21 protein-coding genes and 1 CRISPR repeat array are annotated in these 26,961 nt (G+C 67.2%); of the genes, 18 read left to right on the forward strand and 3 right to left on the reverse strand.

Annotated elements, in window-relative coordinates; translation table 11 throughout:
* Positions 1-7: 7 nt before the first annotated feature.
* Complete coding sequence (locus ACYVAG_RS10280) at positions 8-1,309, reverse strand: Fic family protein (protein ID WP_460769401.1); 1,302 nt, start codon at positions 1,307-1,309, stop codon at positions 8-10.
* A 351-nt stretch (positions 1,310-1,660) separates the two neighbouring features.
* On the opposite strand from ACYVAG_RS10280, the gene cas3 reads away from it, so the two are divergent.
* From cas3 to ACYVAG_RS10325, 9 genes are all read left to right on the forward strand, one after another.
* Positions 1,661-4,588, forward strand: a complete 2,928-nt coding sequence (gene cas3, locus ACYVAG_RS10285; protein WP_460769402.1) for a CRISPR-associated helicase Cas3' — start codon at positions 1,661-1,663, stop codon at positions 4,586-4,588.
* A complete protein-coding gene (gene casA / locus ACYVAG_RS10290; protein WP_460769404.1) occupies positions 4,566-6,146 on the forward strand; it encodes a type I-E CRISPR-associated protein Cse1/CasA in 1,581 nt (526 codons plus the stop codon). Before cas3 ends, casA begins: the two co-directional genes overlap by 23 nt.
* Complete coding sequence (casB, locus tag ACYVAG_RS10295; RefSeq protein ID WP_460769406.1) at positions 6,143-6,769, forward strand: type I-E CRISPR-associated protein Cse2/CasB; 627 nt, start codon at positions 6,143-6,145, stop codon at positions 6,767-6,769. Before casA ends, casB begins: the two co-directional genes overlap by 4 nt.
* Positions 6,766-7,887, forward strand: coding sequence for a type I-E CRISPR-associated protein Cas7/Cse4/CasC (cas7e, locus tag ACYVAG_RS10300; protein WP_460769408.1), 1,122 nt, complete (start codon positions 6,766-6,768; stop codon positions 7,885-7,887). Before casB ends, cas7e begins: the two co-directional genes overlap by 4 nt.
* Positions 7,884-8,603: a type I-E CRISPR-associated protein Cas5/CasD gene (gene cas5e / locus ACYVAG_RS10305; protein ID WP_460769410.1), complete on the forward strand. Its 720-nt coding sequence runs from the start codon at positions 7,884-7,886 to the stop codon at positions 8,601-8,603. The genes cas7e and cas5e overlap by 4 nt, the downstream gene beginning before the upstream one ends.
* The gene (cas6e, locus tag ACYVAG_RS10310) at positions 8,600-9,238 is read left to right on the forward strand and encodes a type I-E CRISPR-associated protein Cas6/Cse3/CasE (protein WP_460769412.1); all 639 of its coding nucleotides are present in this window, start codon (positions 8,600-8,602) and stop codon (positions 9,236-9,238) included. Before cas5e ends, cas6e begins: the two co-directional genes overlap by 4 nt.
* Positions 9,235-10,167 carry a type I-E CRISPR-associated endonuclease Cas1e gene (gene cas1e, locus ACYVAG_RS10315; protein ID WP_460769414.1) on the forward strand — a complete coding sequence of 311 codons (933 nt, stop codon included), beginning with the start codon at positions 9,235-9,237 and terminating at the stop codon, positions 10,165-10,167. Before cas6e ends, cas1e begins: the two co-directional genes overlap by 4 nt.
* Positions 10,164-10,514, forward strand: a complete 351-nt coding sequence (gene cas2e / locus ACYVAG_RS10320; protein WP_460769416.1) for a type I-E CRISPR-associated endoribonuclease Cas2e — start codon at positions 10,164-10,166, stop codon at positions 10,512-10,514. Before cas1e ends, cas2e begins: the two co-directional genes overlap by 4 nt.
* Positions 10,515-10,558: 44 nt before the next feature.
* Positions 10,559-14,437: direct repeats of the CRISPR family, unit length 28 nt; unit sequence GTGCTCCCCGCGCGAGCGGGGATGATCC.
* A gap of 509 nt (positions 14,438-14,946) precedes the next feature.
* Entirely contained in the window at positions 14,947-16,281 is a 1,335-nt protein-coding gene (locus tag ACYVAG_RS10325) for an HAD domain-containing protein (protein WP_460769417.1), read from the forward strand.
* Between the two features lie 30 nt (positions 16,282-16,311).
* On the opposite strand, the gene ACYVAG_RS10330 is transcribed toward ACYVAG_RS10325, so the two are convergent.
* The gene (locus tag ACYVAG_RS10330) at positions 16,312-16,869 is read right to left on the reverse strand and encodes a dihydrofolate reductase family protein (RefSeq protein WP_460769419.1); all 558 of its coding nucleotides are present in this window, start codon (positions 16,867-16,869) and stop codon (positions 16,312-16,314) included.
* 76 nt (positions 16,870-16,945) lie between these two features.
* On the opposite strand from ACYVAG_RS10330, the gene ACYVAG_RS10335 reads away from it, so the two are divergent.
* Positions 16,946-17,887: an MsnO8 family LLM class oxidoreductase gene (locus ACYVAG_RS10335; RefSeq protein WP_460769420.1), complete on the forward strand. Its 942-nt coding sequence runs from the start codon at positions 16,946-16,948 to the stop codon at positions 17,885-17,887.
* Positions 17,888-17,982: 95 nt separating this feature from the next.
* Here ACYVAG_RS10335 and ACYVAG_RS10340 read toward each other — a convergent pair whose 3' ends face one another.
* On the reverse strand, positions 17,983-19,023 hold the full coding sequence (locus tag ACYVAG_RS10340) for a Fic family protein (RefSeq protein WP_460769422.1): 1,041 nt from the start codon (positions 19,021-19,023) through the stop codon (positions 17,983-17,985).
* Between the two features lie 353 nt (positions 19,024-19,376).
* Between ACYVAG_RS10340 and ACYVAG_RS10345 the strand changes: the two genes are divergently transcribed.
* The 8 genes from ACYVAG_RS10345 to ACYVAG_RS10380 are packed head-to-tail and all read left to right on the forward strand — an operon-like array spanning position 19,377 to position 26,954.
* Positions 19,377-20,414, forward strand: a complete 1,038-nt coding sequence (locus ACYVAG_RS10345) for an SIS domain-containing protein (protein WP_460769424.1) — start codon at positions 19,377-19,379, stop codon at positions 20,412-20,414.
* Positions 20,414-21,244 carry a PfkB family carbohydrate kinase gene (locus ACYVAG_RS10350; RefSeq protein WP_460769426.1) on the forward strand — a complete coding sequence of 277 codons (831 nt, stop codon included), beginning with the start codon at positions 20,414-20,416 and terminating at the stop codon, positions 21,242-21,244. Before ACYVAG_RS10345 ends, ACYVAG_RS10350 begins: the two co-directional genes overlap by 1 nt.
* 37 nt (positions 21,245-21,281) lie before the next feature.
* Positions 21,282-22,178, forward strand: a complete 897-nt coding sequence (locus ACYVAG_RS10355) for a transporter substrate-binding domain-containing protein (RefSeq protein WP_460769428.1) — start codon at positions 21,282-21,284, stop codon at positions 22,176-22,178.
* A gap of 2 nt (positions 22,179-22,180) precedes the next feature.
* Positions 22,181-23,149: an amino acid ABC transporter permease gene (locus ACYVAG_RS10360; RefSeq protein WP_460769430.1), complete on the forward strand. Its 969-nt coding sequence runs from the start codon at positions 22,181-22,183 to the stop codon at positions 23,147-23,149.
* Positions 23,142-23,912, forward strand: a complete 771-nt coding sequence (locus ACYVAG_RS10365; RefSeq protein ID WP_460769432.1) for an amino acid ABC transporter ATP-binding protein — start codon at positions 23,142-23,144, stop codon at positions 23,910-23,912. The genes ACYVAG_RS10360 and ACYVAG_RS10365 overlap by 8 nt, the downstream gene beginning before the upstream one ends.
* Positions 23,913-23,941: 29 nt before the next feature.
* The gene (locus ACYVAG_RS10370; RefSeq protein WP_460769434.1) at positions 23,942-24,841 is read left to right on the forward strand and encodes a hypothetical protein; all 900 of its coding nucleotides are present in this window, start codon (positions 23,942-23,944) and stop codon (positions 24,839-24,841) included.
* Positions 24,842-24,886: 45 nt separating this feature from the next.
* Complete coding sequence (locus ACYVAG_RS10375; protein WP_460769436.1) at positions 24,887-25,921, forward strand: LacI family DNA-binding transcriptional regulator; 1,035 nt, start codon at positions 24,887-24,889, stop codon at positions 25,919-25,921.
* Between the two features lie 22 nt (positions 25,922-25,943).
* Entirely contained in the window at positions 25,944-26,954 is a 1,011-nt protein-coding gene (locus tag ACYVAG_RS10380; protein WP_460769438.1) for a lactonase family protein, read from the forward strand.
* Positions 26,955-26,961: the final 7 nt, after the last annotated feature.

Genomic DNA, 26,961 nt, shown 5'->3' on the forward strand with positions numbered 1-26,961 from the left:
GAAGGGCTCAGCGATCCGTGCTCGCGGGGGCCGCGGGCACCGGACGGCCCGGAAGCCGGGCTCGCGTGTCGAACTTCGTGCTCGCGAGCTGGCGTTCGGCGACCGTGACCAGATCGAGCACATCGGTGGCCGCGTACGCGCGGATCCCGCGCCCCGCGGATCGAGAGTCGAGGATCCCTGCCTCCTGCAGTTCAATCAATGCGCGGCCGGCAGCGACTGCGGACACTCCGTGGATACGGCGCACGGTCGTCGCTGTCAGAACGGGCGTGCTGGGGAGGTCAGCGAGGATGAGTGCGGTGGCGGAGTCGCTGCGCATGCCGCGTTGGCGGCCCTGGGCCTCGCGATGACGCTCCACGCGGTCGATCCACTCCAGGCGCAGGTCGGCGATCGCCGTCCGGAGCCGGTCGGCCTGATCTGCGGCGAGGCCCGTGGCGCGGATGAACTCAGTGACCCACGTGGCGACACGCTGGTCGTGGTCATCCGTGTCATCTGTGTGTCGAAAGGCCGTGAGCCCGCTGATGTACGCCTCGCTGAACGTCGCGAGCACGAGACTGATCGGCAGCACTGCGCTTGGAGTGAGACCGCGACGCACCAGAACCGTGTGGATGAGGGCGCGGCCAAGCCGGCCGTTGCCGTCGGTGAAAGGGTGGATGGTCTCGAACTGGGCATGCACCAGAGCTGCCTGGACGAGCGCCGAGTGGGTCGCGCCGTTGAGGTAGCCCACCAAGTCGTTCATGAGCGCGGGCACCTGGGTGGGTGCGGGCGGCACGAAGTCCGCGTCGAGCGGATGGTGATTGGATCCGCCGATCCAATTCTGCTCGGTTCGGAGGCCGTGGTGCCGGGGCTCGTCAGCGAGCAGCGCGCTATGGAGGCCCGTGACCGCCTCCACAGTGACGTGCTCCATCTGCGCCAGAGTCTGCGACGCCTCGCGGACGAGTGTCATGTTTCTCGCCACCAACTCAGCCTGCGCAGAGATGCCGCCGAGGATCTCGGTCTGGGCCAACTCGGCCATCGCGGCCTGACGCGCGGCTGGGGCGATGCCCTCGATCTTGGACGATGCGATGGCTTCCGAGCGCACCAGAAACCGTGACAGAGCGGCGAGATCTCCGCCCTCCGGCCCGAGTGTCAGCCGCCGGACCCGGCGCTCCACCTGGGCCAGTTCGGCATCGAGGGCAGGAGGGAACGCGAAAGTGCGCCCCTGAATGGGTCCAGGGAGATACCAACGGAATGTGCCGGAGCGTCGCCTGTCTGCGCTGGTGCCGAACCCGACCACCTGCGACTGCCACCGTGCTGCATGCCAAGTCCCCATGGTGCTCCTAAGTGGTTGCCGTTGAGCCAGTAATTAACTTTAAGTCATCAAAGTTCAATCGTCAGCCGCCGGTTGATGTGAGCTGGCGTTTGGGATGGCTTCCGTCTCGGATTCGCGGTAATGATGGAACACCTCCCCGTACCCGTTGGGTGGGGGCTGGCAGGCGGTCTTGTTGGGATGACCCGGATTGGGTTCGTTGATTCGGGGTGAGTTGATTCTCGTGTTCCCCGCGAAGCGGGGGTATCCCGACAGGACCACCATAGCAGTCGAAGGATTGAGTTCGTTGATCTGTGGTATCGGCCCTTGTCTCCGGGGGGCAATGGCCTTACCCTCGGTTCAAGGAGGTCCTCCATGACCGATGCATCCAGTCTTCCCGACGGGTCCGACAAAAGTGCGGAAACCGAGATCAGCGCTCCCGCGCGTGCAGTCTGGGCCAAGTCCGGCGCTCGCGCTCAGGAATGGCTCCCGCTCGTTCAGCACGTTCTCGACTCAGAGGCCATGGCTGAGCGCCTCTATGACACCTGGCTCGCTCCCGGCATCAAGGAGCGTTGGGGTGCCGCTTTCCCCGGTGGGCGGGATGATGCCCGGGCGACCTTCGTCTTTCTCGCCTCAAGTCATGACGTCGGCAAAGGATCCCCGGTCTTTGCCGCCCAAGTGGAGACCCTCGCCGAGCGAGCCCGCGGCGTCGGCCTCGAATGCCCACCGATGGACTCGCTCCGCGACGACCGGGTCCACCTGCCGCACGGGACGGTCAGCTTCCTTGCGCTCCGGGAGTGGCTCCTGAAGCAGGGTGTCGATCGACCTCTCGCGGAGCAGCTCGCCGGAGTGGTCGGCGCCCATCACGGTAAGCCCGTGGGGAAGCCTCACAAGACTGCGGCTGCCGGACGCGACTTCGCCACCGGAGGCGCTGCATGGGCGAGTGTACGCACCGAACTGCTCGAGTGGATCGATCGACGGCAGGGGTTCAGCGCGAGAATCGCAGGGTGGGGCTCGTTGAGGATCCCTTTGCCTGTTCAGATCGGCATGTGCGGTCTCGTCATCATGGCCGACTGGCTAGCCAGCAACCAGGACTATTTCGGCCTCATCCGCGCAGACGCTGATCTCTCGCCGGCAATCCCGCCCGTCGAGGATCAGACGGCACGCTGGGACGATGGGTGGGCTGAAGTCGGCATGCCGGTCGCCTGGGCGCCGCCAGAGCCCGACCAAGACGCGTCCGCGCTCTACCGCGATCGCTTCGGCTGGGACGACCGCGAACCCCGCCCGTTGCAGAGGGCGATCGTCGACATCGTCCGCAACCATGAGCCGTCGCTGCTCATCGTGGAGTCGGGCATGGGCTCGGGAAAGACCGAGGCCGCCTTCGCTGCGGCGGAGATCCTCGCAGCACGGTGGGGCGCCCATGGGATCTTCGTTGCGCTCCCCACTCAGGCGACGACCGACGCGATGTTCACTCGAATGCTCAAGTGGCTGGAGCGGCTGCCCGAGCCGCCGGCGGACGTGCCCGCATCGGCCCTCGTACTCGCCCACGGAAAGGCGTCGCTCAACTCCGAGTACGCAGCCCAGACAACCGCGTTCGACGAGTTCCTGTGTTTCGACGGCGACCACTCCGGGATCGCAGGAGTCAACGAGGAGGGGGAATCCGCCGTCCAGCTCACCAATGCGGTGGCCCATCAATGGTTCCGGGGTAGGAAACGCCGGCTGCTGGCCAACTTCGGCATCGGCACGATCGATCAGGTGCTCATGGCCGCGCTGCAGCAGAAGCACCTCATGATGCGTCACCTCGCGCTGGCCGGAAAGGTGGTGGTGATCGACGAAGTCCATGCGTCCGACGACTTCATGAACGTCTATCTGGATTCAGTGCTCCACTGGCTCGGCCACTACGGCGTGCCCGTGATCCTGTTGTCCGCAACCCTCACGCAGGAACGCAAAAAGGCGATGCTGCACGCGTACGCACCACAGGCCATTCGTGCGGATGGGATCGGATATCCATTGCTGACATGGGTTTCCGGCGATCGCGCCGCGATCACTGCGCGACCGATCCCTGATCACAGCGAACCCCGGACGGTCACCTGGGATTGGATCGACGAGGACGACATCGCCATCGTCACCCATGTCACCGAGGACCTGAGTGAGGGCGGATGTGCGCTCGTGGTCCGCAACACAGTCAAAGACGCCCAACGCCTTGCTGAACTGTTCACCAGCACGGGCGATATCCCCGTTGTCGTGCTGGCCCACTCGCGTTTCCTGTCCGCAGACCGCGCGGCCAACGACGCCCGCCTGCTCGAATTGTTCGGACCGTCCTCGGGAGCGGGAAGCCGCCCCGACAGGGCAGTGGTCGTGGCTACGCAGGTCGTCGAGCAGTCATTGGACGTCGACTTCGACCTCCTCGTCACCGACCTTGCGCCCATGGACCTGCTGTTCCAGCGCATCGGTCGTCTCCACCGGCACGCGTGGCGCAGGCGTCCCGATCGCCTGTCACGAGCGCGTGTACGCATCATCGGGACGCCTGAGGAGGGGCTACGGCGTGGCAGCGCCGGGTCGCGGTTCGTGTATGGGGAACACGCATTGCTGCGCACAGCGCTCGTGCTTGAGGAGCAGGGTCACGAACTGACACTGTCGGGCGACATTGCTCCGCTGGTCGAGAGGGCGCTCGGCAGCGGCGACGTGAGCGTGCCGGAGCCGCTGCGCGCCGAGCTCGCGGCCGCCGAGGCCAAGGCTCGGGCGGAAAGCGAGCGCAGACGCGAGGACGCCAAGCAGAGCTGCCTGGGTCCGTGGAGGCCAGAGGGGGACTCGCGCAAGAATCTCGGCGACTGGCTCACGCTCACCACCGATCCCAGCGAGGCCCGCCTCAACGCCATGGTCCGCGATGCCAAGCCGTCGCTCGAGGTCATCGTCGTTCCTGTTCACCACGACGGGGCCAGCGCCATCGTCCCTCCGTGGATGTCCGACGGAGGTGTGCTCGATGTCTCCACGCAGCCCGATGATGCGACCGCGCGTCGCATCGCGAGCTGGACCGTGAAACTCCCGAGCGGGGTGACGCCGTCACCCAAACACCTCGACGACGCCCTGACCGAGCTTCGTGATCACCACGCCCGCGGCTGGGCCTGGCATCACCACCGACTCATCAAGGGCCAACCCATTCTTCCCATGCGACAACAGACCGAAGGGAGCACGATCTTGGAAGCCACACTCTTCGCAGACCGGACCCACCCAGTTCGACTGCGATACACGCCCGAGCAGGGGTTGGAGGAGTTGCGCGATGACATACAACCTGCTGGATGAACCTTGGATCCTGGTTCAGCGCGACGACGGCCCCGCCGAGGTGTCCCTGACGGGGGCATTCACCGAGCGCGACCGGGTTCGCACGATCACCGGCGAGGTGCCCACTCAAGGATTCGCCATCCTGCGGCTCCTGCTCGCCATCGTCCAGGACGCGTACGCGATCCACACCCATGACGCACTGCTGGACCTGCGTGACAGCGGTATCGACGAATCAAAACTCCTCGCCTATCTGGAAGGACATCGCGACCGTTTCGACCTGTTCCATCCCACCCAGCCGTTCATGCAGGTGGCCGACCTGCGCACGGCCAAGGGGGAGCATTCCCGGCTCGAGAAGATCATCGCCGACGTGCCGAACGGCAATCCGTTCTTCACCACGCGTGCCGGCTCTGGCCTGACTCAGATCTCCGCGGCGGAGGCCGCGCGTTGGCTTGTCCACACACAGGCCTTCGACCCGTCAGGCATCCGCTCGGGTGCTGTCAGGGACGCGCTTGCCAAGGGGGGCAAGGGCTATCCCATCGGGCCTTCGTGGGCGGGTCAGCTCGGGGGAGTGGTCCTGCACGGCGACAACCTCGGCCAGACGCTGCTCTACAACCTCGTCCAGACCGACGGGGAGCCCGGTGACCGTCCCTTTTGGGTATTCCCGCCCCACACCGAGCAGCGTCAGGAGGACACGGTTCCGGCGGGGCCGGTGTCCGCCCTCGTCTGGCAGTCGCGCCGCATGCGGCTCGTCGGAGGAGCCTCGGGGGTCCGGGGAGTCGTGCTCGCTCAGGGCGACCAGGTCACGCCGCAGCGCATGCGTGGAGTCGAATCCATGACGGGGTGGCGGTTCTCGAAGCCCCAGACGAAAAAGTTCGGCCGCGACATCTACATGCCGAACCAACACGATCCGGAGCGAGCACTCTGGCGAGGGCTGCCGGCCATCATCGCCGCGGGGGTCGAGAAGATCGAGGACGGGTCGACGGTCGACAGCTATCTGCCCCCGATGACCTACCAGCAACTGGATGCGGAGGAGAGTCCCTTCGTGCTGCAGATCATCGGCATCCAGTACGGCCCGCAGAACGCCACCATCGAGGAGATCATCGACGACCGCCTCGAACTCCACGGATCGCTGCTGGGGGAGGAATCTCTCCCGGTTCGGACGGCCATCAACGATGCGGTCTCCACGAGCGAGAAGTGCGTACGCACCGTCGGCCAGTTGGCTGCCAACATCGCCCGGGCGTCGGGCGAGAAGGGAGACAGCGCAGGGGACGCCGACAGGCAGCGAACCATGGCTCTGGCGTGGGCGGCGCTCGACCAGCCGGCCCGGCAGTGGGTCGGGGCGCTCACCGCCCGGTCCGACCCCCAGGAGGCCAAGCGCGAGTGGCAACGGAACCTCGACGCGATGCTGCTAGACATCGCGAACAAACTCGTCGATCGGGCCGGACCCGCTGCCGTGCGTGGGCGGGAGACCAACTTCGGGTTCATGTCGGCTCACCGCGCCTATGCCTTCTTCCTGCGTGATCTCCGCAAGCACCTGTCCCTCATCCATCCTGCTTCCAAGGAGCACCAGTCATCATGAGCGAAAGCAACAAGTGCGGTGCGGTGGTTCGTGGTCGCATCGCGACCCTTGCCGGAGACCCGGCCCACCTCAGCCCCTATGCGCGAGCAGCACTCGCCAATCTGCGTCGCGGCGTGGGAAAGGCCCCCGGATCTGTCCCGCAGATCTGGGACCTCACCATGGTCGACGATCGCGCCAGCGGGCCTCCCAGTTGGCGCGAGACGGCAGTGCATGTGGCGCTGACCCAATGGGCCGCTCACCAGCAGGCCAAAGCTGCGCCCATGCATCGTGAGGATCGGCGATTCGGCGAGGCTCTGCGGCTCCTGGCAGCGAGCCAGAAGCGGACCGCGCCCCAGGGCACGCCCGCGTACCGCCGCATGATGGCGCTGGCCTCGTCTCGGAACCTCGCCGGAATCACCACCCATGCTCGCGGCCTCATCGCCCAGTTGAGGGTGGCGGGGCTCGGGTTCGACTACGGCCGCTGGGCCGACAACCTTTATTGGCTCCAGGTTCCCGGACGCGCCGTCCACGTGCAGCGCGAATGGGGACGCGATTTCTATCGACTCACCGAAGACAAGATCACCGAGCTCCTCGGTGACGACAACACTCAGCCCACCGATGCCACCCAAGGAGAACTCCGATGACGACCTACCTCGAGATCCACGCCATCCAGAACGTCCCGCCCGCCAACATGAACCGCGATGACACGGGTGCCCCGAAGACCGCCACCTACGGCGGAGTCATCCGGGGCCGGGTGTCGTCACAGTCGTGGAAGCGTGCCATGCGTGAACACTTCAACGACGCGCTCGACCCAGCGGAGGTGGGTGTGCGCACCAAGCAGGTCGTCAAGCTGCTGGCGGACGCCATCACCACGCGCCGAGCCGATCTTGCCGAGCGCGCCGAGTCGCTGGCCGTGCTCGCGCTGGGCGTGGCGAAGATCAAGGTCTCGAAGCCGAAGGCCACCGACGCCAAGCCCGAGCCCATGCACGAGATGGGGTATCTCATGTTCATCTCTCGCCAGCAGATCGACGCCGTCGCCGACGCGGTGGCCGAACACGCCGACGCGGGGGACGGCAAGGCCGTCACTGCCGCGCTGACGGCGGCACGCGTACGCGACCTGCTGGACACCCGCCACTCCATCGACATCGCCCTGTTCGGCCGCATGGTGGCCGACGCCCCTGATCTCAACGTGGACGCGGCCTGCCAGGTCGCCCACGCGCTCGGCGTGCACGAGGTGGTCCCCGAATATGACTACTTCACCGCCGTCGATGACGTCGTGCGGGAGGCCGAGGAGTCGGGCGCGGGCATGATCGGCACCGTCGAGTTCTTCTCGTCGACCTTCTATCGGTACGCCGCGCTCAATCTTGATCAGCTCCGCACGAACCTGGGCGATGCCAGGGCTGTCGGACTTGCCGTTGAGGCCTTCGTGCGTGCGTTCGTCGAGTCGATGCCGAGCGGGAAGCAGAACACCTTCGCCAACGGCACGCGACCTTCTGCCGTCGTGGTCACCGTCGGTGCGGGTCAGCCGGCGAGCCTGGTCGGCGCCTTCGAGGAGCCGGTCCAGGGCACCGCTGGCCATGTGAAGGCGGCGACGGAAGAACTGGCGCGTCACGCCAACGAGGTCTTTTCGACCTGGCGTCGTCCCGAAACGGTGTTGGTGTGTGGTTTGCCGGGCCAAGCAGACGCGCTCTCGACACTCGGCGAGGTCGTGTCCTTCGACGAACTCCTCACGCGCGTTGGCTCGGCCGGGGGAGAGGCGTGAGCGTTCTGGTCCTGCGGCTGGCGGGTCCGCTCCAGAGCTGGGGCGTACGCAGCCGCTTCGTCCGCAGGACTACCGAACCCATGCCCACCAAGAGCGGGCTCCTCGGCCTGCTGGCTGCGGCGAAGGGACTGCGGAGGCAGGACCCCCTTGATGAGCTGCTCGACCTGTCGCTGGCCGTGCGAGTCGATCAGCAGGGGGAGATGTTGCGCGACTTCCACACCGCCCATCACCAGGTCTCCGGGCAGGCCATGCCTCTGTCGCAGCGGTTCTATTGGGCCGACGCCGTGTTCACGGCCTATATCGGCGGGAAGACGCCGGTGATCCACGGGCTGGCGGAGGCGTTGGGGGACCCGGCGTACCCGCTCTATCTGGGACGCCGTTCCTGCGTTCCCGACGGGCGATTGGTGCTGGACGTGTCGGACAAACCGATCGCCGAGCTGGTGCGTGACACTCCGTGGCAGGCCAGCGCACTGCATCAGAAGCGGCTGAAACAACCGTCGGCTGAACTGTCGATCCAGGCCGACGAGGGGGTGTTCGAGGGATCGGCGGCACTGCGGCAGCTTCAGGACGTGCCGATCAGTTTCGATCCCGAACGCCGTCAGTACGCGGTCAGGGCCGTCGTCGACACGTCGGTGACCGTGCCGAATCCCCGGTGGGATGCCGATGCGCCGGCGGTCGGTCACGATCCACTGGCGCTGGCGGGTGAGTTCGCATGATCCTCACCCGCATGTTCATGAACCCGCAGCGGCGCGACGCGCGCAAGCTGCTGGCTTCGCCTCAGGCCATGCACGCGGCGGTGCTGTCGGGGTTTCCTCCTGGAACGGACCCGGGTCGTGTGCTGTGGCGGCTCGATGGATTGGGCACGCCCCAGACGACCCTGTGGATCGTGTCGGCCGCGGAGCCCGACCTCGCTCATCTGGAGGAGCAGGCAGGGTGGCCGTCGCAGTCGACCACGCGATCTGCCCCTTATGAGGGCGTTCTTGCAGCCCTCGCTCCTGAACAGACCTGGGCGTTCCGCATCGCCGTCAACCCGACCCATCGCGGCAAGCACGAGGGGCGTACGCAGGTCTTCGCCCACGTCACTGCCGAGCAGCAGACACAGTGGCTGTTGGACCGGCAGGAGCGCATGGGGGTCGCGCTCGTCGGCCCCGACGGGGAGCGCACATTCTCGCTGGACGGGCGAGATGTGCGTCGGTTCCGTCGAGGCGACATGTCCGTGACCCTCGCGTACGCCACGTTCTCCGGCGCCTTGAAGGTCGTTGATGCGGACAGGCTTCGGGAGACGCTGGTGTCGGGGCTGGGGCGGGGAAAGGCGTACGGCTGCGGGTTGCTCACCTTGGCCAGACCGTGATTCCCGGCGCGCCACCGCCGACCGCGCGGCAACTGAACCGTGTCGAGGATCGCATGTCGTTCCTCTATCTGGAGCGCTGCACCCTGAGCCGCGATGCCAATGCCATAACGGCTTCCAGCGAGGCCGGCACGGTGCACATCCCCGCTGCTGGGGTGAATGTGCTCCTCCTGGGTCCGGGAACGCGGGTCACCCATCACGCCATGATGGTCATCGCTCAGTCGGGGGCCACCGTTGTATGGGTGGGCGAGAACGCCGTGCGCTACTACGCGCACGGCGTTCCGCTGGCCCGATCGACGCGGCTGCTGGAAGCGCAGGCCGAGGCCGTATCGCACCGCGACCTGCGGCTGAACGTGGCTCGTCGGATGTATGCCATGCGCTTCCCGGATGAGATTCCCGATCGATTGACGATGCAGCAGCTGCGTGGGCGGGAAGGGGCCCGCGTACGCCAGCTTTATCGTCGCGCGTCGGAACAGACCGGTGTCCCGTGGATTCGACGCGACTATGATCCGGAGTCCTTCGAGCAGGGCGACGCCATCAATCAGGCGTTGTCGGCAGCGCACGCCTGTCTGTATGGGGTGGTGCACGCCGTCATCGTTTCCTTGGGATGCTCGCCAGGCTTGGGATTCGTGCACACCGGGCACTCTCGATCGTTCGTCTATGACATCGCTGATCTCTATAAGGCTGATGTGACGATCCCGATCGCCTTCGAGTCGGTCGCGAGTGAACCCGACGACGTTCCTGCCGATGCGCGACGCCGTTCCCGGGACGCCATCAGGGGAGCACGGGTGATCGAGCGGTGCGTCGCCGATGTCAAAGCGCTGCTCGTCCCGGGAGATGACACCGAGTTCGACGTGGACGTGACCTACCTCTGGGATGACCGTCGCGCGGCTGTCAGCGGAGGGATCGACTATTCGGAGGAACCCTTTTGATCGTGGTGGTCTTGAGCAAGGTGCCCGCTGGACTTCGGGGGCACCTCACCCGGTGGCTCATGGAAGTGGCGCCCGGCGTGTATGTCGGCAAAGTCTCCGCGCGAGTCCGTGAGGAACTGTGGTCACTGATTCTGGACATGGTCAAGGATGGCAATGCGCTCATGATCATCTCTGCTCGGAATGAGCAGGGGCTGGAGGTGCGCAATCACCGCCACGCCTGGACGCCCGTGGATTTCGATGGGGTGACGTTGATGAGGCGTCCGCCCGCATCGCAGGACGTGACCGGGGAGCGGACTCCCATCTCGCGTGCTGCACGGTTTCGGAGGATCGGGAAGCCGGGCAAGTGAATTCAGAAGGTACGGTGGGGCCGTAAAACCCCTAGTCAGAAAGTGTGCTCCCCGCGCGAGCGGGGATGATCCCTGCAGGCCGACGCCCAGGCCGGCCGTGAGGCCGTGCTCCCCGCGCGAGCGGGGATGATCCGCGATGCGGCGGAGCTCGGCCAGGTGATGGGCGGTGCTCCCCGCGCGAGCGGGGATGATCCGATGGGCGTGCGTCCGGCCGACATTGGGCCGGCGTGCTCCCCGCGCGAGCGGGGATGATCCGATTTGGGTCAAGGGCAGCGAGTACATGAGGGAGTGCTCCCCGCGCGAGCGGGGATGATCCGCACGCGCAGCGGGACAGGGTGCTCGCTCGCCTGTGCTCCCCGCGCGAGCGGGGATGATCCCCGTCATCCCGAGATCCTCGACGCAGTGCGAGCGTGCTCCCCGCGCGAGCGGGGATGATCCGGACGACCCCGCGCAGGGGCAGGACGTCGGCGAGGTGCTCCCCGCGCGAGCGGGGATGATCCTGGGTTTGCGGGCTTGCCTGTGCGGGCGTCGATGTGCTCCCCGCGCGAGCGGGGATGATCCCTGCGCTGCACGCTGGCGCACGAATGGCTGCACGTGCTCCCCGCGCGAGCGGGGATGATCCGGAATCCGCCAAGCTCATGACCGAGCTCGGCATGTGCTCCCCGCGCGAGCGGGGATGATCCCAACCGTGCCGTCCTCGATGCGTTCGACGACAGGTGCTCCCCGCGCGAGCGGGGATGATCCGTACTCCTGGCCCTTACCGGTGACCTTGGGCGTGTGCTCCCCGCGCGAGCGGGGATGATCCGGGTCCGCTTGGCTACTGCCCTGACCGCTGCTGGTGCTCCCCGCGCGAGCGGGGATGATCCCACCTCGCGGGCGCTCCAGCACGCAGGGCCTTCGGTGCTCCCCGCGCGAGCGGGGATGATCCTCGTGCGGTTGCGCCACACCCGAGGCGTGTGCAGTGCTCCCCGCGCGAGCGGGGATGATCCTCTCGCAGCACTGGTCGCTGCCCGAGCCAAGGGGTGCTCCCCGCGCGAGCGGGGATGATCCGGACGCGATCGTCCTCGCGGTGACCAGCAGCAAGTGCTCCCCGCGCGAGCGGGGATGATCCGGTCGCCGCCGCGACCGGAACGTTCATCAAGGCGTGCTCCCCGCGCGAGCGGGGATGATCCGGAGGGCACGACCAGTGGCGGCAAGCGCGGCAAGTGCTCCCCGCGCGAGCGGGGATGATCCCACGGTGCCGTGCTGGCAGATCAGGAAGTTGTAGTGCTCCCCGCGCGAGCGGGGATGATCCGGCGGTCCAGCGTGCGCTCGGACACAAGACGGCGTGCTCCCCGCGCGAGCGGGGATGATCCGGTGATCGTTGTCCCCGACGTCCGCGAGAGCCAGTGCTCCCCGCGCGAGCGGGGATGATCCCGGCAGCAGCCCCGCTCGACGGGGGAATGTCGAGTGCTCCCCGCGCGAGCGGGGATGATCCCTCGTTCATCTGGTGGCGTGACACGCTCGTCGGGTGCTCCCCGCGCGAGCGGGGATGATCCCAGCCGCTCGAGCTCCCGCATAGCCGACAGGAAGTGCTCCCCGCGCGAGCGGGGATGATCCGGGCCTCGAGAGGTTCGCCGGCCTCATGGACAAGTGCTCCCCGCGCGAGCGGGGATGATCCCCGGACCCCACCACCGAGGGCGAGCCGAACGCCGTGCTCCCCGCGCGAGCGGGGATGATCCCTCGTCGTTCTGGCACACGTACTCGGCGGACAGGTGCTCCCCGCGCGAGCGGGGATGATCCGAAGCAGCGAGCGGTCACGTCAGGGCTGAGCAGGTGCTCCCCGCGCGAGCGGGGATGATCCCGGCATTCCGGTGTCGTTGTGCTGGCGTCAGTCGTGCTCCCCGCGCGAGCGGGGATGATCCGTGGTCGACGCGGATCCGGTTGCCCTCGACCTGGTGCTCCCCGCGCGAGCGGGGATGATCCGTTCAGTTCGTCCTGCGCGGGGATCGCGTCGGTGTGCTCCCCGCGCGAGCGGGGATGATCCCTGCGACGCCCCCCCGTTGTTCGCCGCGTCCTGGTGCTCCCCGCGCGAGCGGGGATGATCCTGCGCCACTGAGGACCAGACGAGTCAGCCACCCGTGCTCCCCGCGCGAGCGGGGATGATCCGCGCGTCCAGGGCTCGCTCGACATGGACGCGATGGTGCTCCCCGCGCGAGCGGGGATGATCCGAACGCCTGCCGGGCGTCGGAGCGGACCATCGCGTGCTCCCCGCGCGAGCGGGGATGATCCCTGAGCGCGTCCGACCTGGCGAACTTCGAGACGGTGCTCCCCGCGCGAGCGGGGATGATCCGCCATGGGGGTACGTCGGCCTCGACGTCGCCCAGTGCTCCCCGCGCGAGCGGGGATGATCCCGTCGTCGTCCTCGTCGCACGTCAGAACGGCAAGTGCTCCCCGCGCGAGCGGGGATGATCCGCACGCCCATCCGAAGGCGACCATCGCGAGCCCGTGCTCCCCGCGCGAGCGGGGATGATCCGTCGTTCCCGGCGACCGAGGCGACGGTGAAAGCGTGCTCCCCGCGCGAGCGGGGATGATCCGTACACGGTGACCATTGCCGGCCTCGAGCACGAGTGCTCCCCGCGCGAGCGGGGATGATCCCGAATGGCGCGAGGACGATCCCGACGGTGGGTGGTGCTCCCCGCGCGAGCGGGGATGATCCGAAAGCATGGCTGCAGGTGACTACAACTTCGGCAGTGCTCCCCGCGCGAGCGGGGATGATCCGGGCAGCGATCGTGTCGATGATCGCAAGTAGGCGTGCTCCCCGCGCGAGCGGGGATGATCCGTCGGCGCATGACCGCTCCGGATCATTTGAGCCGTGCTCCCCGCGCGAGCGGGGATGATCCCGTCAGCGGTCTCGTGCGGGGGACGATGGGATGGTGCTCCCCGCGCGAGCGGGGATGATCCAGGACCGACCCATGAGCGACTCCATCCACACGAGTGCTCCCCGCGCGAGCGGGGATGATCCGGCGGCATGGCGAGGCGCAGGACGCCCGTGCTGCGTGCTCCCCGCGCGAGCGGGGATGATCCGTCCATCCCTGAGCTCGCCCAGCAGATGGACGGGTGCTCCCCGCGCGAGCGGGGATGATCCGAACTTGGCCGACGTGCAGCGCGTCGCCGGGCTGTGCTCCCCGCGCGAGCGGGGATGATCCGCGCACCCGCGGCCTGTCCGCTGACGCCGAGCAGTGCTCCCCGCGCGAGCGGGGATGATCCGAACGTTCCGGCGTTCAGTTCGGCGAGCTTCGGGTGCTCCCCGCGCGAGCGGGGATGATCCCGCGAACCTCTTGTTGATCGTCACATCACCCACGTGCTCCCCGCGCGAGCGGGGATGATCCGAACCCGGGGAGCATGCCGGTGCGGTTGATGTAGTGCTCCCCGCGCGAGCGGGGATGATCCGGGCGGCCCCAACCAGCGCGGATCGTCCGGTGAGTGCTCCCCGCGCGAGCGGGGATGATCCGTCGTTGCGGCGACCGCAATGCCGACGATCGTAGTGCTCCCCGCGCGAGCGGGGATGATCCGCCGGACACGGCGGCGAGGCCGCGGTCGATCGCGGTGCTCCCCGCGCGAGCGGGGATGATCCCGGGTACCAGTTGGACCGCCCCACGTCGGACATGTGCTCCCCGCGCGAGCGGGGATGATCCGGAAGTAGCCCGCCAGGTTCTTGCCAGCAAGGAGTGCTCCCCGCGCGAGCGGGGATGATCCCGCCTCCCACATGCCCTCGACGAACAGGCGCCCGTGCTCCCCGCGCGAGCGGGGATGATCCCCGGCCCTACCGCTCGCGCATCGTCCGTGACCTGTGCTCCCCGCGCGAGCGGGGATGATCCGTCGGCCCACCCTCGGATGTGGCGGCCGTCATTGGTGCTCCCCGCGCGAGCGGGGATGATCCCGCGGTCGTGCGGTCGTCGCGGGTCTGGAGCTCGTGCTCCCCGCGTAGCGGGGATGATCCCTGAATCGCCTCGTCCTTCTGCGCGGGGATTCCGGCGAGTGCTCCCCGCGTGAGCGCGGGCTGATCCCACACTGTCCACGGATCGGGGCACGGTCGCGCTCCCCGCGTGAGCGGGGATGATCCCCGGAGCAGGCGACCGGTCTTGACGTCGGTCAGTGCTCCTCGGGTGAGCGTGGATGATCCCTGAGCTGCGACGAGGCCGGACTGTTTTAGAGCGTGCTCCCCGCGTGAGCGGGAATGATCCCAAGGTTTGGATGATCCCCAGGAACAGGCTGAGGTGCTCCCCGCGTGAGCGGGGATGATCCGGTCTTCGACGGCGCTCGAATGTTGAGCGGTTCCGGCGCTCGAAGCGAGGACAGTTCTCCGGGAGATCTCGTGATCTCGGGCATGGAGCCGAGGACGTCGAACATCAGCAGTCCCGCTGTCGGATGCTCCGGATACCTTTCTGTCATGGACAACCCAGGCATCGTCGTCATGCGCTGGTGGAAGCTGTGGCGGCCGCGCGCCTTTGACGCGCTCGCCGATCCAGCAGCCCATTTCGCGGTCATCGGCCGCGAGCACGACCGAGTGATCGATGAGTGTGTCCGGCGCCGAAGTGCCGCGAGCCCTGCTGGTGCGAGCGTTTCGCCACGCGAGCGTGCGTACGCTGCAGAGGACGTCGAGCACTTGCTTCCCCTCGGTGAGCGCGAAGTTTTCGTCCACGACCTCGACCCCGACGACGATCTGATCCGCGACCCTGCCGACGTCCATGTCACTCGAGACCGGCTGCCGACCTACGCCCACCCGATCCTGGACGCCCTGGATGATCCCGCTGTCTCCGCAGCGCAGTTCCACCGGTCATGGCGTGCGTGGCTCGAGACCGTGCCGACAGAGCCGCGCGTACGCTCAGTCGGTCCCATTCCCCCTGATATCGACGCTGTCATCGAGGAGTTCCTGTCCGGCGAGGGGGACGTGGTGCTCGCCAACTCCGAAACGATGGTGGTTCGCGGGACCACCGCGCTGGCCGTGATGCCAGCTTCACCCACCGGCCAGGTGCGTCACCTCCTGCCGCTGGTCGCCGCTTCACAGGGCAAGCCGTGGGCCACGTCTGCCACCTTGGTGCAGTTCGATCCACCCATGCTGGTGCTGCCGCTGGTGGAGGCCGATGGGTCGGACGCGGACCCGACGAGCACGGCGGAGTTCGTGGCCGAATGTGGACGCCTCGGCGATGGCCAGGTCGTTGTCGTCGACGGGCAGCCGGTCGTCATCGACTGGGCGGCCGTGGCGTGGACGACGAGTGGCACGCACACGGGGTTGCGACCACGACTTCGCCCCCTGTTTCTCATCGACATCGACGGCTGCCTGTCTCCCTACGGGAACGACCATGGTGACGGGTTCGAGGAGGCTCTCCCCGGCATTTGGGTGCATCGAGCGCGTGCAGAACACCTGAAAGCTCTCGCAGGTGCGTACGAACTCGCGTGGGCCACGACGTGGGAGGACTCCGCGCACACGCTCGGCCGAGCATTGGGCTGGCCGGACCTGCCGGTGATCGAAGTGTCCACGCACTTCGACCGCCGGGCCGGCTTCGACTGTGGGAAGGTGCCCGAGATCCTGCGATTCGTCGGTGACCGACCCTTCGCATGGCTTGACGATGACGTGACGCACGAGGACGCCGACATGCTCGTTGACTGGTACGACTGCCTCATCCTTCGCACCGATCCTGTCCGAGGCATCGAGGACCATCACCTCGAACACCTGACGGCGTGGGCCGGGGGCGGAGAAGTGTGTGGTCCGCGAGCGTTCTGAGTTCCGCCAGGGGGCCGAATCGCGTATCCCTTATGCAGCCCGATAGTGCAGGGCGACCGTCCCCGATCGGAACTCGCGGCGGTCCACGAGCTTGAGCTGCACGCGCTCGCGTAGCCCCTCGAACAGCGTCGGCCCGTGCCCGGCGATGACCGGCTGAACGAGGAACACGAACTCGTCGATCAGCCCCAGATCGGCCAATGCCAGGGGCAGCGTCACTCCGCCGACGGACAGGCCCTCGCCCGGCTGTTCCTTGAGCCGCTGGACCGCCGGCCCCAGGTCGCCATGGAGCAGCTCGGCGTTCCAATCGACCTCGTTGAGCGTGCTCGACACCACGTACTTCTTCGCGGCGTCGATCGTCTCGGCGAACGGGACCTCCCACGTCTCCATCCAGTCGGGCCACGGGCCCGAGGCCGGACGCCGCCACGCGGACTCCATCATCTCGTAGGTGATTCGGCCGAGCAGCATGGCGTCGGCGCGTTCCAGCTCATCGGTCCAGAAGCCCATCGACTCCTCGTCGGGCGGCGTACCCGCCTCGTGGTGGACGCACCCGTCGACCGTGACGTTGATGGCATAGCGCAGGGGTCTCATGGCGTCGCTCTCCGTAGAGGTGTTGGCCCTGTGTAGCATCAGCGGTTCTGGACCCGACCACGAGGGGGACCCCACCGTGAAGCTGTCCATCGTCGACCTGGGCACCGTCGCCCCCGGCACCACCGAGAAGGACGCCCTGGCGGACACGCTCGAGAACGTGCGGCACGCCGAGGAGCTGGGCTATCACCGGTTCTGGTTCGCCGAACACCACCTCAGCCGCTCGGGGGCGTCCCACCATCCCGAACTGCTGATCGCGGCGGCGTCGGTCCTCACCTCGCGCATTCGGTTGGGGTCGGGTGCCGTGTTGATGAACCACTACAGTCCGTTCAAGGTCGCCGAGATGTTCAAGCAGCTGGAGGCGATGGCGCCCGGGCGCATCGACCTCGGCATGGGGCGGGCCACCGCCGGCCCGGTGCTCGACACCGCGCTGCAGCAGAACCGCCAGCACCCCGCGCAGGCCGACCACCAGCAGCAGATCCTGGAGACGCTGGCCTGGTTCTATGAGGCCTTCCCCGAGGGCCACCCGTTCGCCGGGCACCCGCTGATGACGACCGTGGCCGAGACGCCGCAGACCTGGCTGTTGGGGTCGAGCCCGAACGGGTCGAACCTGGCGGCGGGGCTGGGGATCGGCTATACGTTCGCGGGGTTCATCAACCCCGCCGGCGCCGCGCCGGCCCTGCGGCACTACCGCGACGCGTTCCAGCCGCAGGGATTCGGGCTGGAAACGCCCCGGGCGATCCTTGCCGTCAACGTCGCGGTGGGGGAGACCAGCGCCGACGGGCTCCACCTGGCGGGGTCGCCGAAGGGGTTCTATGGGCGCCTGCGGCGGGCCGGGCGCGAGGCGGGGTCGGTCATGGTCCCGACGCCCGACGAGGCCGCCCGCGAGCTGGGGCAGGCCGAGAAGGACGAGCCGGTGACGATCGTCGACGGCCGGTGGCCGCGGTTCGTGGCGGCAGCCCCGCGGAGGTGCGCGCCACGCTCGAGCAGATGGTCGCGGAGAGCGGAGCCGACGAGGTGATGGTGCAGGACCTCATCGCGGAACCCGTTGCGCGGCGGCGTTCCCGGGAGTTGCTGGCGCGGGAGTTCGGGGTGGGTGCGACGTAGGCGCCGGTGTCACGGTGTCGCGCGGCGGGCTCGCCTCGCAAAGGAATCCAGGGCCCGAAGCACCAGCGGCACGGTCCACACCTTCTGTCCTCGCGCCTTGACGGCCTCCACCTGGAGCAATCCCGACTCGGTCAGGGCATCGACGATGCGATAGGCGGTTGCTGGCGTCACCCCTGCGAGCTCGGTGACCATGCCGGCGGTGAAGGCCGGTTCTCGGCAGCACAGGTCGACGACCGCACGGGCCGCGGGGGTCACGCGGGCTCGAGACGCCAAGGCTGTGGAGCGGAACGCCTCGATGTCGGCGGCCATCAGGTCGGCGTTCACGATCGATGAGTCGGCGGCCTGGGCGAAGCACGCGATGATCGGCTCGGGATCGCCCGTCCGATACGCCGTCAGCGCGTCGATGTAGCCCCCGACGTCGTGCAACAGGCCCGACGACAGGGGCACGGTCAGGTTCTCGGTCACCCCCCGGGCGCGCAGCAGCGCCGACACCAGCGCCCGACCGCAACGACCGTTCCCGTCGGTGAACGGGTGGATCATCTCGAACTGGGCGTGGGCGATGGCCGCGTGCGTCGTCGGGTCGAGGTCGCGGCGACGGAGAAAGGCGATGAGGTCGTCCATCGCTGCGGGGACGAGTGAGTGTTCGGGCGCCACGTACGCCGCTGTCACCGGCGACTCGCCACCGATCCACACCCATTGGTCACGCAGGCGCCCCGCGTCGTCCTGCACACCTTCGGTCAGGGCCAGGTGCATGGCCAGGATGGACTCGAGGTCGAGGCGATCGGCGGCATCGATCGCCGTACGCATGGCCGCGACGTTGCGTGCAACCAGCCCTGCGTTGGGTCCCGCGGGGAGGCCCAGCGTGGCCAGCGACAGACCGCGGGCGCGTACGGTCAGGTTCTCGATCTGGGAGCTCGTGGCGGATTCAGCGCGCAGCAGGGCGGCCGCGAACGGCATGGCCGCGAGGCCCGCGGCCGACTGGTCGAAGCGCACCATGCGGGTGGTGGCGTCCGCGGCCATGCGCGCGACCTCGTGAGAGGGGCGAGGCATGAGCTCGGCGATCGCAGGGGGAGAAGCGGCGCGGAAACTGCCAGAGTTGCGCACTCGGGAACGCTTGGAGGACATGGGATCGCGGTGGACCCACGGGTGGTCGACCCATCCCACCGCCGGCCAGGTCATGGCGCTCCTTATTGAGAAGATCTACTCTGATTTTCTCAATAGTGTAGCCAATGAGACGACATGATGGCGACCGTGTCCGAGCATCCTCGGATCGACCGGATTCATTCGTCCCCAGGTCTACGCGTGACCTCAGCTGCAGATCAATATCGCGGAATCTCTTGACAGTCCCATGTTCCGAGGCTGACAGTGGGATGACTGAGAACGTTCTCACAAGGGAGTGAAGCATGACGGAGACAGCGCGGACGGCGCCGGGCCAAGGTGTGGTGGGCATGCAGGACACGATGGAAATGGACGTGCGCGCGGCAGCGTCCGGCGAAACGGTGGAAACGGTGCGGGCCTTCGTCGTCGACTCCCTGCGGCCCTCGACGCGCGTGATCTATCTCGTGGGCTGCGGTGGCTCGATGTTCATGTTCAGTGCCATGCGCTACCTCTTGGATCGATCGAACATTCCGGCGGTGTGCCTGAACGCCGAGGAGTTCGTCAACCGCAAGCCGTCACTGGTCGGGCCGGACTCCATCGTCATCGCGTCAAGCACCTTCGGTGGTACGGAGGAGACCGCCCACGCGATCGAGTGGGCGCAGTCCGAGGGAGCCCCTGTGCTTCTGGTGTGTGCGCGTGCCGACAGTGTCTGCGGACGAGTCGCCCATCGCATGGTCGGCCATCGGGGCGTCGAGGCCAAGCAGGTCTTGCTGGCCGTCATTGCCCTTGAGCTGATCACGGCTCAGGGGAATCGGGCGAATGGAGACGCGACCCTTGCAGCACTCGCTGATTCCGGACCAGCATTCCGAGAGACCAACCTCCACTGGCGCGACAGATTCTCGGCTGCCGCTCGCGACATCGTGGGTGCCACGTGCGTCTATGTCCTGGCATCGGGCCCCAATGAGGGAGCCGCGCAGACCTTCGCGGCGTGCTACCTCCAAGAGATGCAGAACCAGCACGCGGTGCCCATCGGCTCGAACGACTTCCTCCACGGAACATTCGAGGTCATCGACGGAGCGACGCCGGTGGTCCTGATGATCGGCGAGGACGAGACCGCGTCACTCGGTCATCGCGCACTGCGATTCCTTGAGCGCTACAACAAGGCGAACCATGTCTTCGACGCTGCCGAACTCCCGCTCACGGGAGTGGAGGCGAGTGCCCGACCTCTCATCGGCACCCTCATCTACAACAGCTCCTTGATCGCGGCGCTCGCCCAAGGTGTGGAATCGGTCAGCGGTGCGCCCCTGCAGGGACGCCGCTACATGTGGAAGGTCGAATACTGATGGACCTTCTCTGCCTCGGGGACAACATCGTCGACCGCTATCTCGACGACGATGTGGCGTGTCCCGGCGGCAACTGCGTCAACGTCGCCGTCCATGCCGCCCGTGCGGGAGTGGATGTCGCGTACGCGGGTTCAGTCGGTCATGACTCGGAGGGTGCGTGGATCCTTGATGCGTTGGGAATCGAAGGCGTCACGACTTCCCCCGTGATGGTGAGGCAGGGGAACACCGGCTTCGCTGACATCCATCGCCGGAACGGCGAGCGGCAGTTCGGCGACTTCGATCGAGGTGTCAGCCGCCTGACCGCCGATCCGGACTGGTTCGATGCGCTCCCCCCGGCGGCCATCGTCCATTCGAGCTATTCGTCCGGCCTCGAGGACGTGCTGCCGGGACTCGAGCACCTCGGGGCTCTGTCCTTCGACTTCGATTCCCATCTCGACGACGCCTACAGGGCCGTCATGATCCCTCACGTGAAGCACGCCTTCTTCTCGGGAAGTGAACAGACCAGGGAAAAGGCCACCATGCTTGTCCACGAATTGCTTGACCGAGGTGTGGTCTCGGTGACCGTCACGCGAGGAGGTGAAGGCGCGATTCACGGAACGCGGCAGGGCATCGTCGAGGTCGAGGCCCGACACATCGATGTGGTGGACACACTCGGCGCCGGAGACGCGTTCATCGGCACCGTTCTGGCCGGGATCCTCCAGGGCCAGGACCCCAGTGGCTATCTGACTCATGCGGTTCGGGTGGCTGCCGACGTGTGCCGCACCCTGGGCGGTTTCGGTCATTCTCGTCCCCGCCGCTTCGACCCAACCCCCGGCCTTTCCCTCAACTGATCCAACAAAGCAGAATCCAACGACAAAGGAGTCCGTGGTGAAGAAGATCGCAATGGTGGCCGCGGCCACCCTGTGTGCAGTGACGGCGTGCAGCTCAGGCGGCGGCCAGTCAACCTCGACCCCGGGCTCCGGGGGCGGTTCACCGGCAGCACAGGCGGGAGCCGATCCCGCCGTGTCGAAGCTGGTCCCCGAGAAATACAAGAACGGGGTCAAGGTGGCCGTTTTCGGTGACTGGGCTCCCGAGGAGTTCGTGGAGAACGGTCAGGTCAAGGGCTGGGCAGTCGACATGGCCAAGGTCATGTCCACAAAGATGGGCGTGAAGTTCGATTATCAGCCGTCTGGTTTCGACGCAATCCTTCCGGGGCTCGGGAACGGCCGGTATGACTTGGCCGTGTCTTCACTGGGTGTCACCGAAGAGCGTATGAAGACCGTGGATTTCGTCCCCCTGCAGAAGGAGGGCACGGCGTTTGCGTGGAAGAAGGGTAACTCCGCCGTCAAGGTCACCAAGACCGAGGACGCCTGTGGTCACAGTGTCGCTGTTCTCACAGGCGCGTGGGAATACCAGTACCTCACCGAGAACAACGCCAAGCTCTGCGGCGCTAAACCCATGAACATCCAGCAGTTCAAGGACCAGCCCGCGGCCGAACTGGCGGTGAACTCTGGACGCGTCGAGTTGGTGGCCGCCGGCTCGGGCAAGCTCGCGTACGCCGCCAAGCAGTCCGGTCAGCTGGAGGTCTCGGCTCTCCTGGTCAACGCGGTCTACAACGGTCTCGGACTTCCGAAGGGCAGTGAGCTCGGCCCGGCCGTGAAGGCGGCCATGCAGTCGATGATCGATGACGGCACCTACAAGAAGATTCGCACCGATTGGGGTGTGTCCAACCAGGGGGACCTCGACAAGGGACTCCTCATCACAGAAAAGAATCCGCAGGGCTGACCATGTCATACCGCACCCAAACGGACGTCGCTGCTCCGGAGCGGACGGGGCCGCCCCGGAGCGCGACGACTGCCCACAGGACCATTCGGCTCAAGCACCCGTCGTGGTGGATCGGCGGGGCGATCCTCGTGCTGCTGATCGCCGGGTTCCTGAATCTCCTGATGACGAACAAGAACATGCGATGGGACACGGTGCTGTCTTACCTGTTCCATCCTGAGATCCTGCAAGGGCTGTTGGTCACACTTGAGTTGACCGCCCTCGCCATGGTGATAGGACTCGTGCTCGGCGTCATCGTTGCGATCATGCGCCTCAGTGCTAATCCACTGTTCAACGCGGTCAGCTGGTTGTGGGTGTGGTTCTTCCGAGGCGTCCCGCCGCTGGTGCAAATGGTGTTCTGGTTCAACCTGGCGACACTTATCCCCGAAGTGAAGCTGGCCATCCCCTTTGGGCCGACGTTGGCGTCGTGGGACACCAACACCCTCATCTCATCCTTTTCAGCGGCAATCCTCGGCCTGGCGCTCACGGAGAGTGCGTACGCGGCCGAGATGTTGCGCGCCGGCATCATGGCCGTATCCAAGGGACAGAGCGAGGCGGCACATTCCCTGGGCATGACCGATGGACAGATCATGCGCAAGGTCGTTCTGCCGCAAGCCCTCAAGATCGTGATCCCTCCGATCGGCAATGACGTGATTTCGATGTTGAAGTTCACGTCCCTCGTGAGCGTCCTTGCGACACCGGATCTCCTCTACAGCGCGCAGATGATCTATTCGCGCAACTACCAGACCATTCCGCTCCTTCTGGTGGCAACGCTCTGGTATCTCGTGCTGACGACCCTGTTCACCTTGATCCAGCAGGTCATCGAGGCGCGGCTGAAGGACAGTCCGGTGAAGGGTGTGAAGCGCGTGAAGATGCTGCCCGAACTCAAGCCGGCGGCCAATCAACAGGATCTGGTGGGAGGACATCATGGCTGACACGTGGCCGCTCCTGAGGCTCGAGTCGATCAACAAGTCGTTCGGCGCGAATCACGTGCTGAAGGGCGTGTCCTGGGACGTGCAGCCGGGACAGGTGCACTGTGTGATCGGACCGTCCGGCTCGGGCAAGAGCACCCTCCTGCGCTGCGTCAACCGTCTGGAGGTCCCAGACTCCGGACACGTCTATCTCGACGGTGAGCCGATCGGCTATGAGTGGCGCGGGGACGACCTCGTCGAAGTCAGGCCCGCCAGGCTTGCTGCGCAGCGTCGCCGCATGGGCATGGTGTTCCAGAACTTCCACCTCTTCCCGCACGTGTCAGTCCTCGAGAACATCACCATGGCGCCCCAGTTGGTTGCGCGACGCAACCCGTTCGAGGCGAAGCGTCGGGCGCTGGAGTTGCTCGAACAGGTGGGAATGGCGGAGAAGGCCTCCGCGCGGCCCTCCCAGCTCTCGGGAGGTCAGCAGCAGCGCGTGGCGATCGCTCGCTCACTCGCGATGGATCCCGACCTGATGCTGTTTGATGAGCCAACGTCCGCGCTTGACCCGGAGCTGGTGGGCGAGGTCCTCGGGACGATGAAGACCCTCGCGGAGGGAGGCATGACCATGGTGGTGGTCACCCACGAGATGGGGTTCGCCAGCGAGGTCGCGGACCAGGTCGTCTTCATGGACGGCGGGGTCATCGTCGAGGCCGGCCCTCCGGCGGAACTCTTCGGGGCCCCGCAACACGAACGGACACAGTCGTTCCTCAAGCGAGTGCAGTGACCGTGCGGGTCTGGTCGAAGGATGAGGTGTTGGCCGCGCTGACGGCACGGCAGGTCGTGGACGCCCAGACGAGCGCTCTCATCGACGCGCGGCGAGGTGATGTCACGTCGATTCGTGCCGACGACGAAGCCCTCGACGGGCAGATGCTCTTCGCCCATGGCTGCCGGGTCCCGAACCTCATCACTGCCTTCAAGGTTGGAGCGCTGGAACCGCGCAACACGTCGAGATCTCTGCCGTCGGTGCAGGCATCAGTGCTGTTGCACGATCCGGATTCGGGTGTTCCCGTCGCGCTCCTGGACGGCGCAGCAATCACGGTCCTGCGTACGGCGGGCGGCCTCGTCGCGGGTCTGGAACTCTTGGGCGGGGACCGCTTGGCCGGCCCCCTGGCCATCCTGGGTGCGGGACCGCAGGGCCAGATGGTGGCACGTCTCGCTAGAGAGGCTCTCGGTGTCGAGGACATCCGGGTCTGGAGCCCCAAGTTTGGGCCGTGGACCTCGGTGGAGGTCACGCGCGCCCCTTCGGCGGAAGCTGCGCTGCGCGGTGCCCCGATGGTCGCCTGCTGCACGAACAGTTCGATCCCGGTCGTGGAACAGGGCTGGCTGCACGCGAAGGCCCTGGTCGCCACCTTGGGGTCGTATGCGCCCGATCGATGCGAGGTGCCGGTGGGGGTCACTCTGGCCTCGGAGCTTGTCGTGATCGATCAGGAGGCAGCACGGCTTGAGGCGGGACCCGTGGTTGCTGGACTGGCCGAGGGCCTGCAGTCCGAGCGTGTGGTCGAACTGGTCGACCTCCCGGTGGGCGAACGTGTGCGCGACGGTCTGGTGACCTTCCACTGCAAGGGTCTTGGGATCCAGGACGCGTACGCCGCTGCCGCCGTGTACTTTGAGTGGCCGGAGTTCGAGCGCAGGGTGAGATCGTCCGGCGCCTGATCGAGGGAGATCGAGCTGAACAGCGGCGGGGCGACCATCAACGACGTGGCAGCACGGGCGGGCGTCTCCCGCGCGACCGCTGCCAGAGCCCTCGGCAGTTACGGCTACGCGAGTGATGATGTGCGCGCACGCGTGGTGGCCGCGGCAGCAGAACTCGGATATCGCCCCAATCGCGCAGCGCGCACCATGCGCAACGGGCGCACCCAGATGGTCGGCTTCATCTGCGGTGACATCGCCGACGGTGTGTTCTCGTCGGCGATGCGCGGAATCTGCGATGTCATGGAGCCGGCCGACTATCAGGTGCTCGTCGTGAACAGTGACGAGCGACCTGAGGGGGAGCGCCAGGGCGTACAGGCGCTTCTGGCCCACGGTGTTGACGGCATGATCGTCTCACCCGTGCTGACCACCCCCACAGATCCCCTTCTGGCGCTGCGGGCGAAGGGCGTCCTCGTCACGCTTGACCGAGAACTGGACGGCGTCCCCAGTGTGGTCGCTGACAACCGCGCCTCGGCGCGGACAGCGGTTGCCCGGGCGATCGATCTGGGACACCGTCGCGTGGCGCTGCTCGCCTCTGTGCAACCGGATGAACCTGTCCGCCTCATCGGAGGGCGCCGGCGACCGCACTTCACCGGAGCGCCGCGACCCTCCACGGCTCGAGCGCAGGGCTATCACGACGCGCTGATCGCGGCGGGCATCGGACTCGACCCCGATCTTGTGGTGTTGCGTTCACGGAGGCCCAGCGAGGGTCAACACGATGCGCTCGCCGCCCTGGTGAGGACTCACGGAGCCACCGCACTCTTCACGGCCGACTCCTACCAGACCGTGTCAGCGTTCCGGGGTCTCCGCGAACTGGGCTGCCGCGTCCCCGAGGACGTCTCGCTCGTGGGATTCTCCGACGCGGACTGGCCAGACCTGGTGCGTCCCGCGATCACCGTGGTGCGGCAGGATGCGTACGAGATGGGTCGCCGGGCGGCACTCGCTCTGCTGCAGACGATGCAGGGTGGAGCCAACGACGGCCAGATCGTGGTCCCCACGCAGACGCTGGAAGGCAACAGTCTGGGTCCCGCGCCTGCGCGATGAATCCGCGGGCTACGGTTGCAGCATGAGCGAACTAGTCCTCATTGCCAATGCCGGCGACGGCACCGTCTCCACCCTGCGCCTGCGCGACGGCCGCCTCACGCCGGTCGCGACCTCGCCCGTCGGCCCCGGGGTCGGCACGTTCGCCGTCGACGCCGACCGCGACCTCGTGTACGCGGGGGTCAAGGGCGAGGACGACGAATCCGCCGCCATCGTCACGCTCCGGCTCGATCGTTCGAGCGGGGAGTTGGCCGAGGTCTCGCGCCGCGACGTCGAGGACTCGATGACCTACCTCGCGCTCACCGACGACCGGCGCTTCCTGCTGGGCGCGTCGTACGGCGGCGGGTTCGGCGGGGCGTGGCCGATCGACGCCGAGGGCCGGGTCCGCCCGCAGGTCTCCCGCATCGACCACCCCAACATGCACTGCGTCGTGACCGAGGGCGACCTCGCGTACTTCGTGTCGCTCGGCGCCGACCTCGTCGTCCAGTGCCGCATCGCCGACGGCGAACTCGAGCCGCTGGGCGACGTCGCGTTCCCGCAGGGATGCGGGCCGCGCCACCTCGTGCTGGATGGCGGGAATGCCTATCTGGTCACGGAATACAGCGGGGAGGTGTTCCACCTCACGCGCGGCGGCGACGGCCTGCTGACGCGCCGCGACCCGGTCAGCATCGTCGATCCCGCGGCCGGGCTCAAGCACTCCCGCATGGGCGCCGACCCCAAGGCCGAGGGCCTCATCTGGGGTGCCGACGTCCACCGCGCCGGCGACTTCCTGCTGGCGTCGGAGCGAACGGCGTCCACCATCGCCACGGTGGCGGTCGAGGCGGGCGGCGAGCTGAGCCGCGTCCTGGCGTACGCGCCCACGGTCGAACAGCCGCGCGGGTTCAACGTGGCGGGGGACGGGCGGTTTGCGATCGTGGTCGGCGAGAAGGCGACCGATGCGGAGCTGATCCGGGTGGAGGATGACGGGACGCTGACGTCGCTGGAGCTGGTGGGCATCGGGAACGGGGCGAACTGGGTGAGGGTGATCGGGGAGTGACAGTGGC

Source organism: Mariniluteicoccus flavus, assembly GCF_054776655.1.

What these genes read in the sequence shown, in the direction of transcription:
- ACYVAG_RS10280 (WP_460769401.1), bottom strand. Translation starts at nt 1,309, where the DNA reads ATGGGGACTTGGCATGCAGCACGGTGGCAGTCGCAGGTGGTCGGGTTC.
- cas3 (WP_460769402.1), top strand. Translation starts at nt 1,661, where the DNA reads ATGACCGATGCATCCAGTCTTCCCGACGGGTCCGACAAAAGTGCGGAA.
- casA (WP_460769404.1), top strand. Translation starts at nt 4,566, where the DNA reads ATGACATACAACCTGCTGGATGAACCTTGGATCCTGGTTCAGCGCGAC.
- casB (WP_460769406.1), top strand. Translation starts at nt 6,143, where the DNA reads ATGAGCGAAAGCAACAAGTGCGGTGCGGTGGTTCGTGGTCGCATCGCG.
- cas7e (WP_460769408.1), top strand. Translation starts at nt 6,766, where the DNA reads ATGACGACCTACCTCGAGATCCACGCCATCCAGAACGTCCCGCCCGCC.
- cas6e (WP_460769412.1), top strand. Translation starts at nt 8,600, where the DNA reads ATGATCCTCACCCGCATGTTCATGAACCCGCAGCGGCGCGACGCGCGC.
- ACYVAG_RS10325 (WP_460769417.1), top strand. Translation starts at nt 14,947, where the DNA reads ATGGACAACCCAGGCATCGTCGTCATGCGCTGGTGGAAGCTGTGGCGG.
- ACYVAG_RS10330 (WP_460769419.1), bottom strand. Translation starts at nt 16,869, where the DNA reads ATGAGACCCCTGCGCTATGCCATCAACGTCACGGTCGACGGGTGCGTC.
- ACYVAG_RS10340 (WP_460769422.1), bottom strand. Translation starts at nt 19,023, where the DNA reads ATGCCTCGCCCCTCTCACGAGGTCGCGCGCATGGCCGCGGACGCCACC.
- ACYVAG_RS10345 (WP_460769424.1), top strand. Translation starts at nt 19,377, where the DNA reads ATGACGGAGACAGCGCGGACGGCGCCGGGCCAAGGTGTGGTGGGCATG.
- ACYVAG_RS10350 (WP_460769426.1), top strand. Translation starts at nt 20,414, where the DNA reads ATGGACCTTCTCTGCCTCGGGGACAACATCGTCGACCGCTATCTCGAC.
- ACYVAG_RS10360 (WP_460769430.1), top strand. Translation starts at nt 22,181, where the DNA reads ATGTCATACCGCACCCAAACGGACGTCGCTGCTCCGGAGCGGACGGGG.
- ACYVAG_RS10365 (WP_460769432.1), top strand. Translation starts at nt 23,142, where the DNA reads ATGGCTGACACGTGGCCGCTCCTGAGGCTCGAGTCGATCAACAAGTCG.
- ACYVAG_RS10380 (WP_460769438.1), top strand. Translation starts at nt 25,944, where the DNA reads ATGAGCGAACTAGTCCTCATTGCCAATGCCGGCGACGGCACCGTCTCC.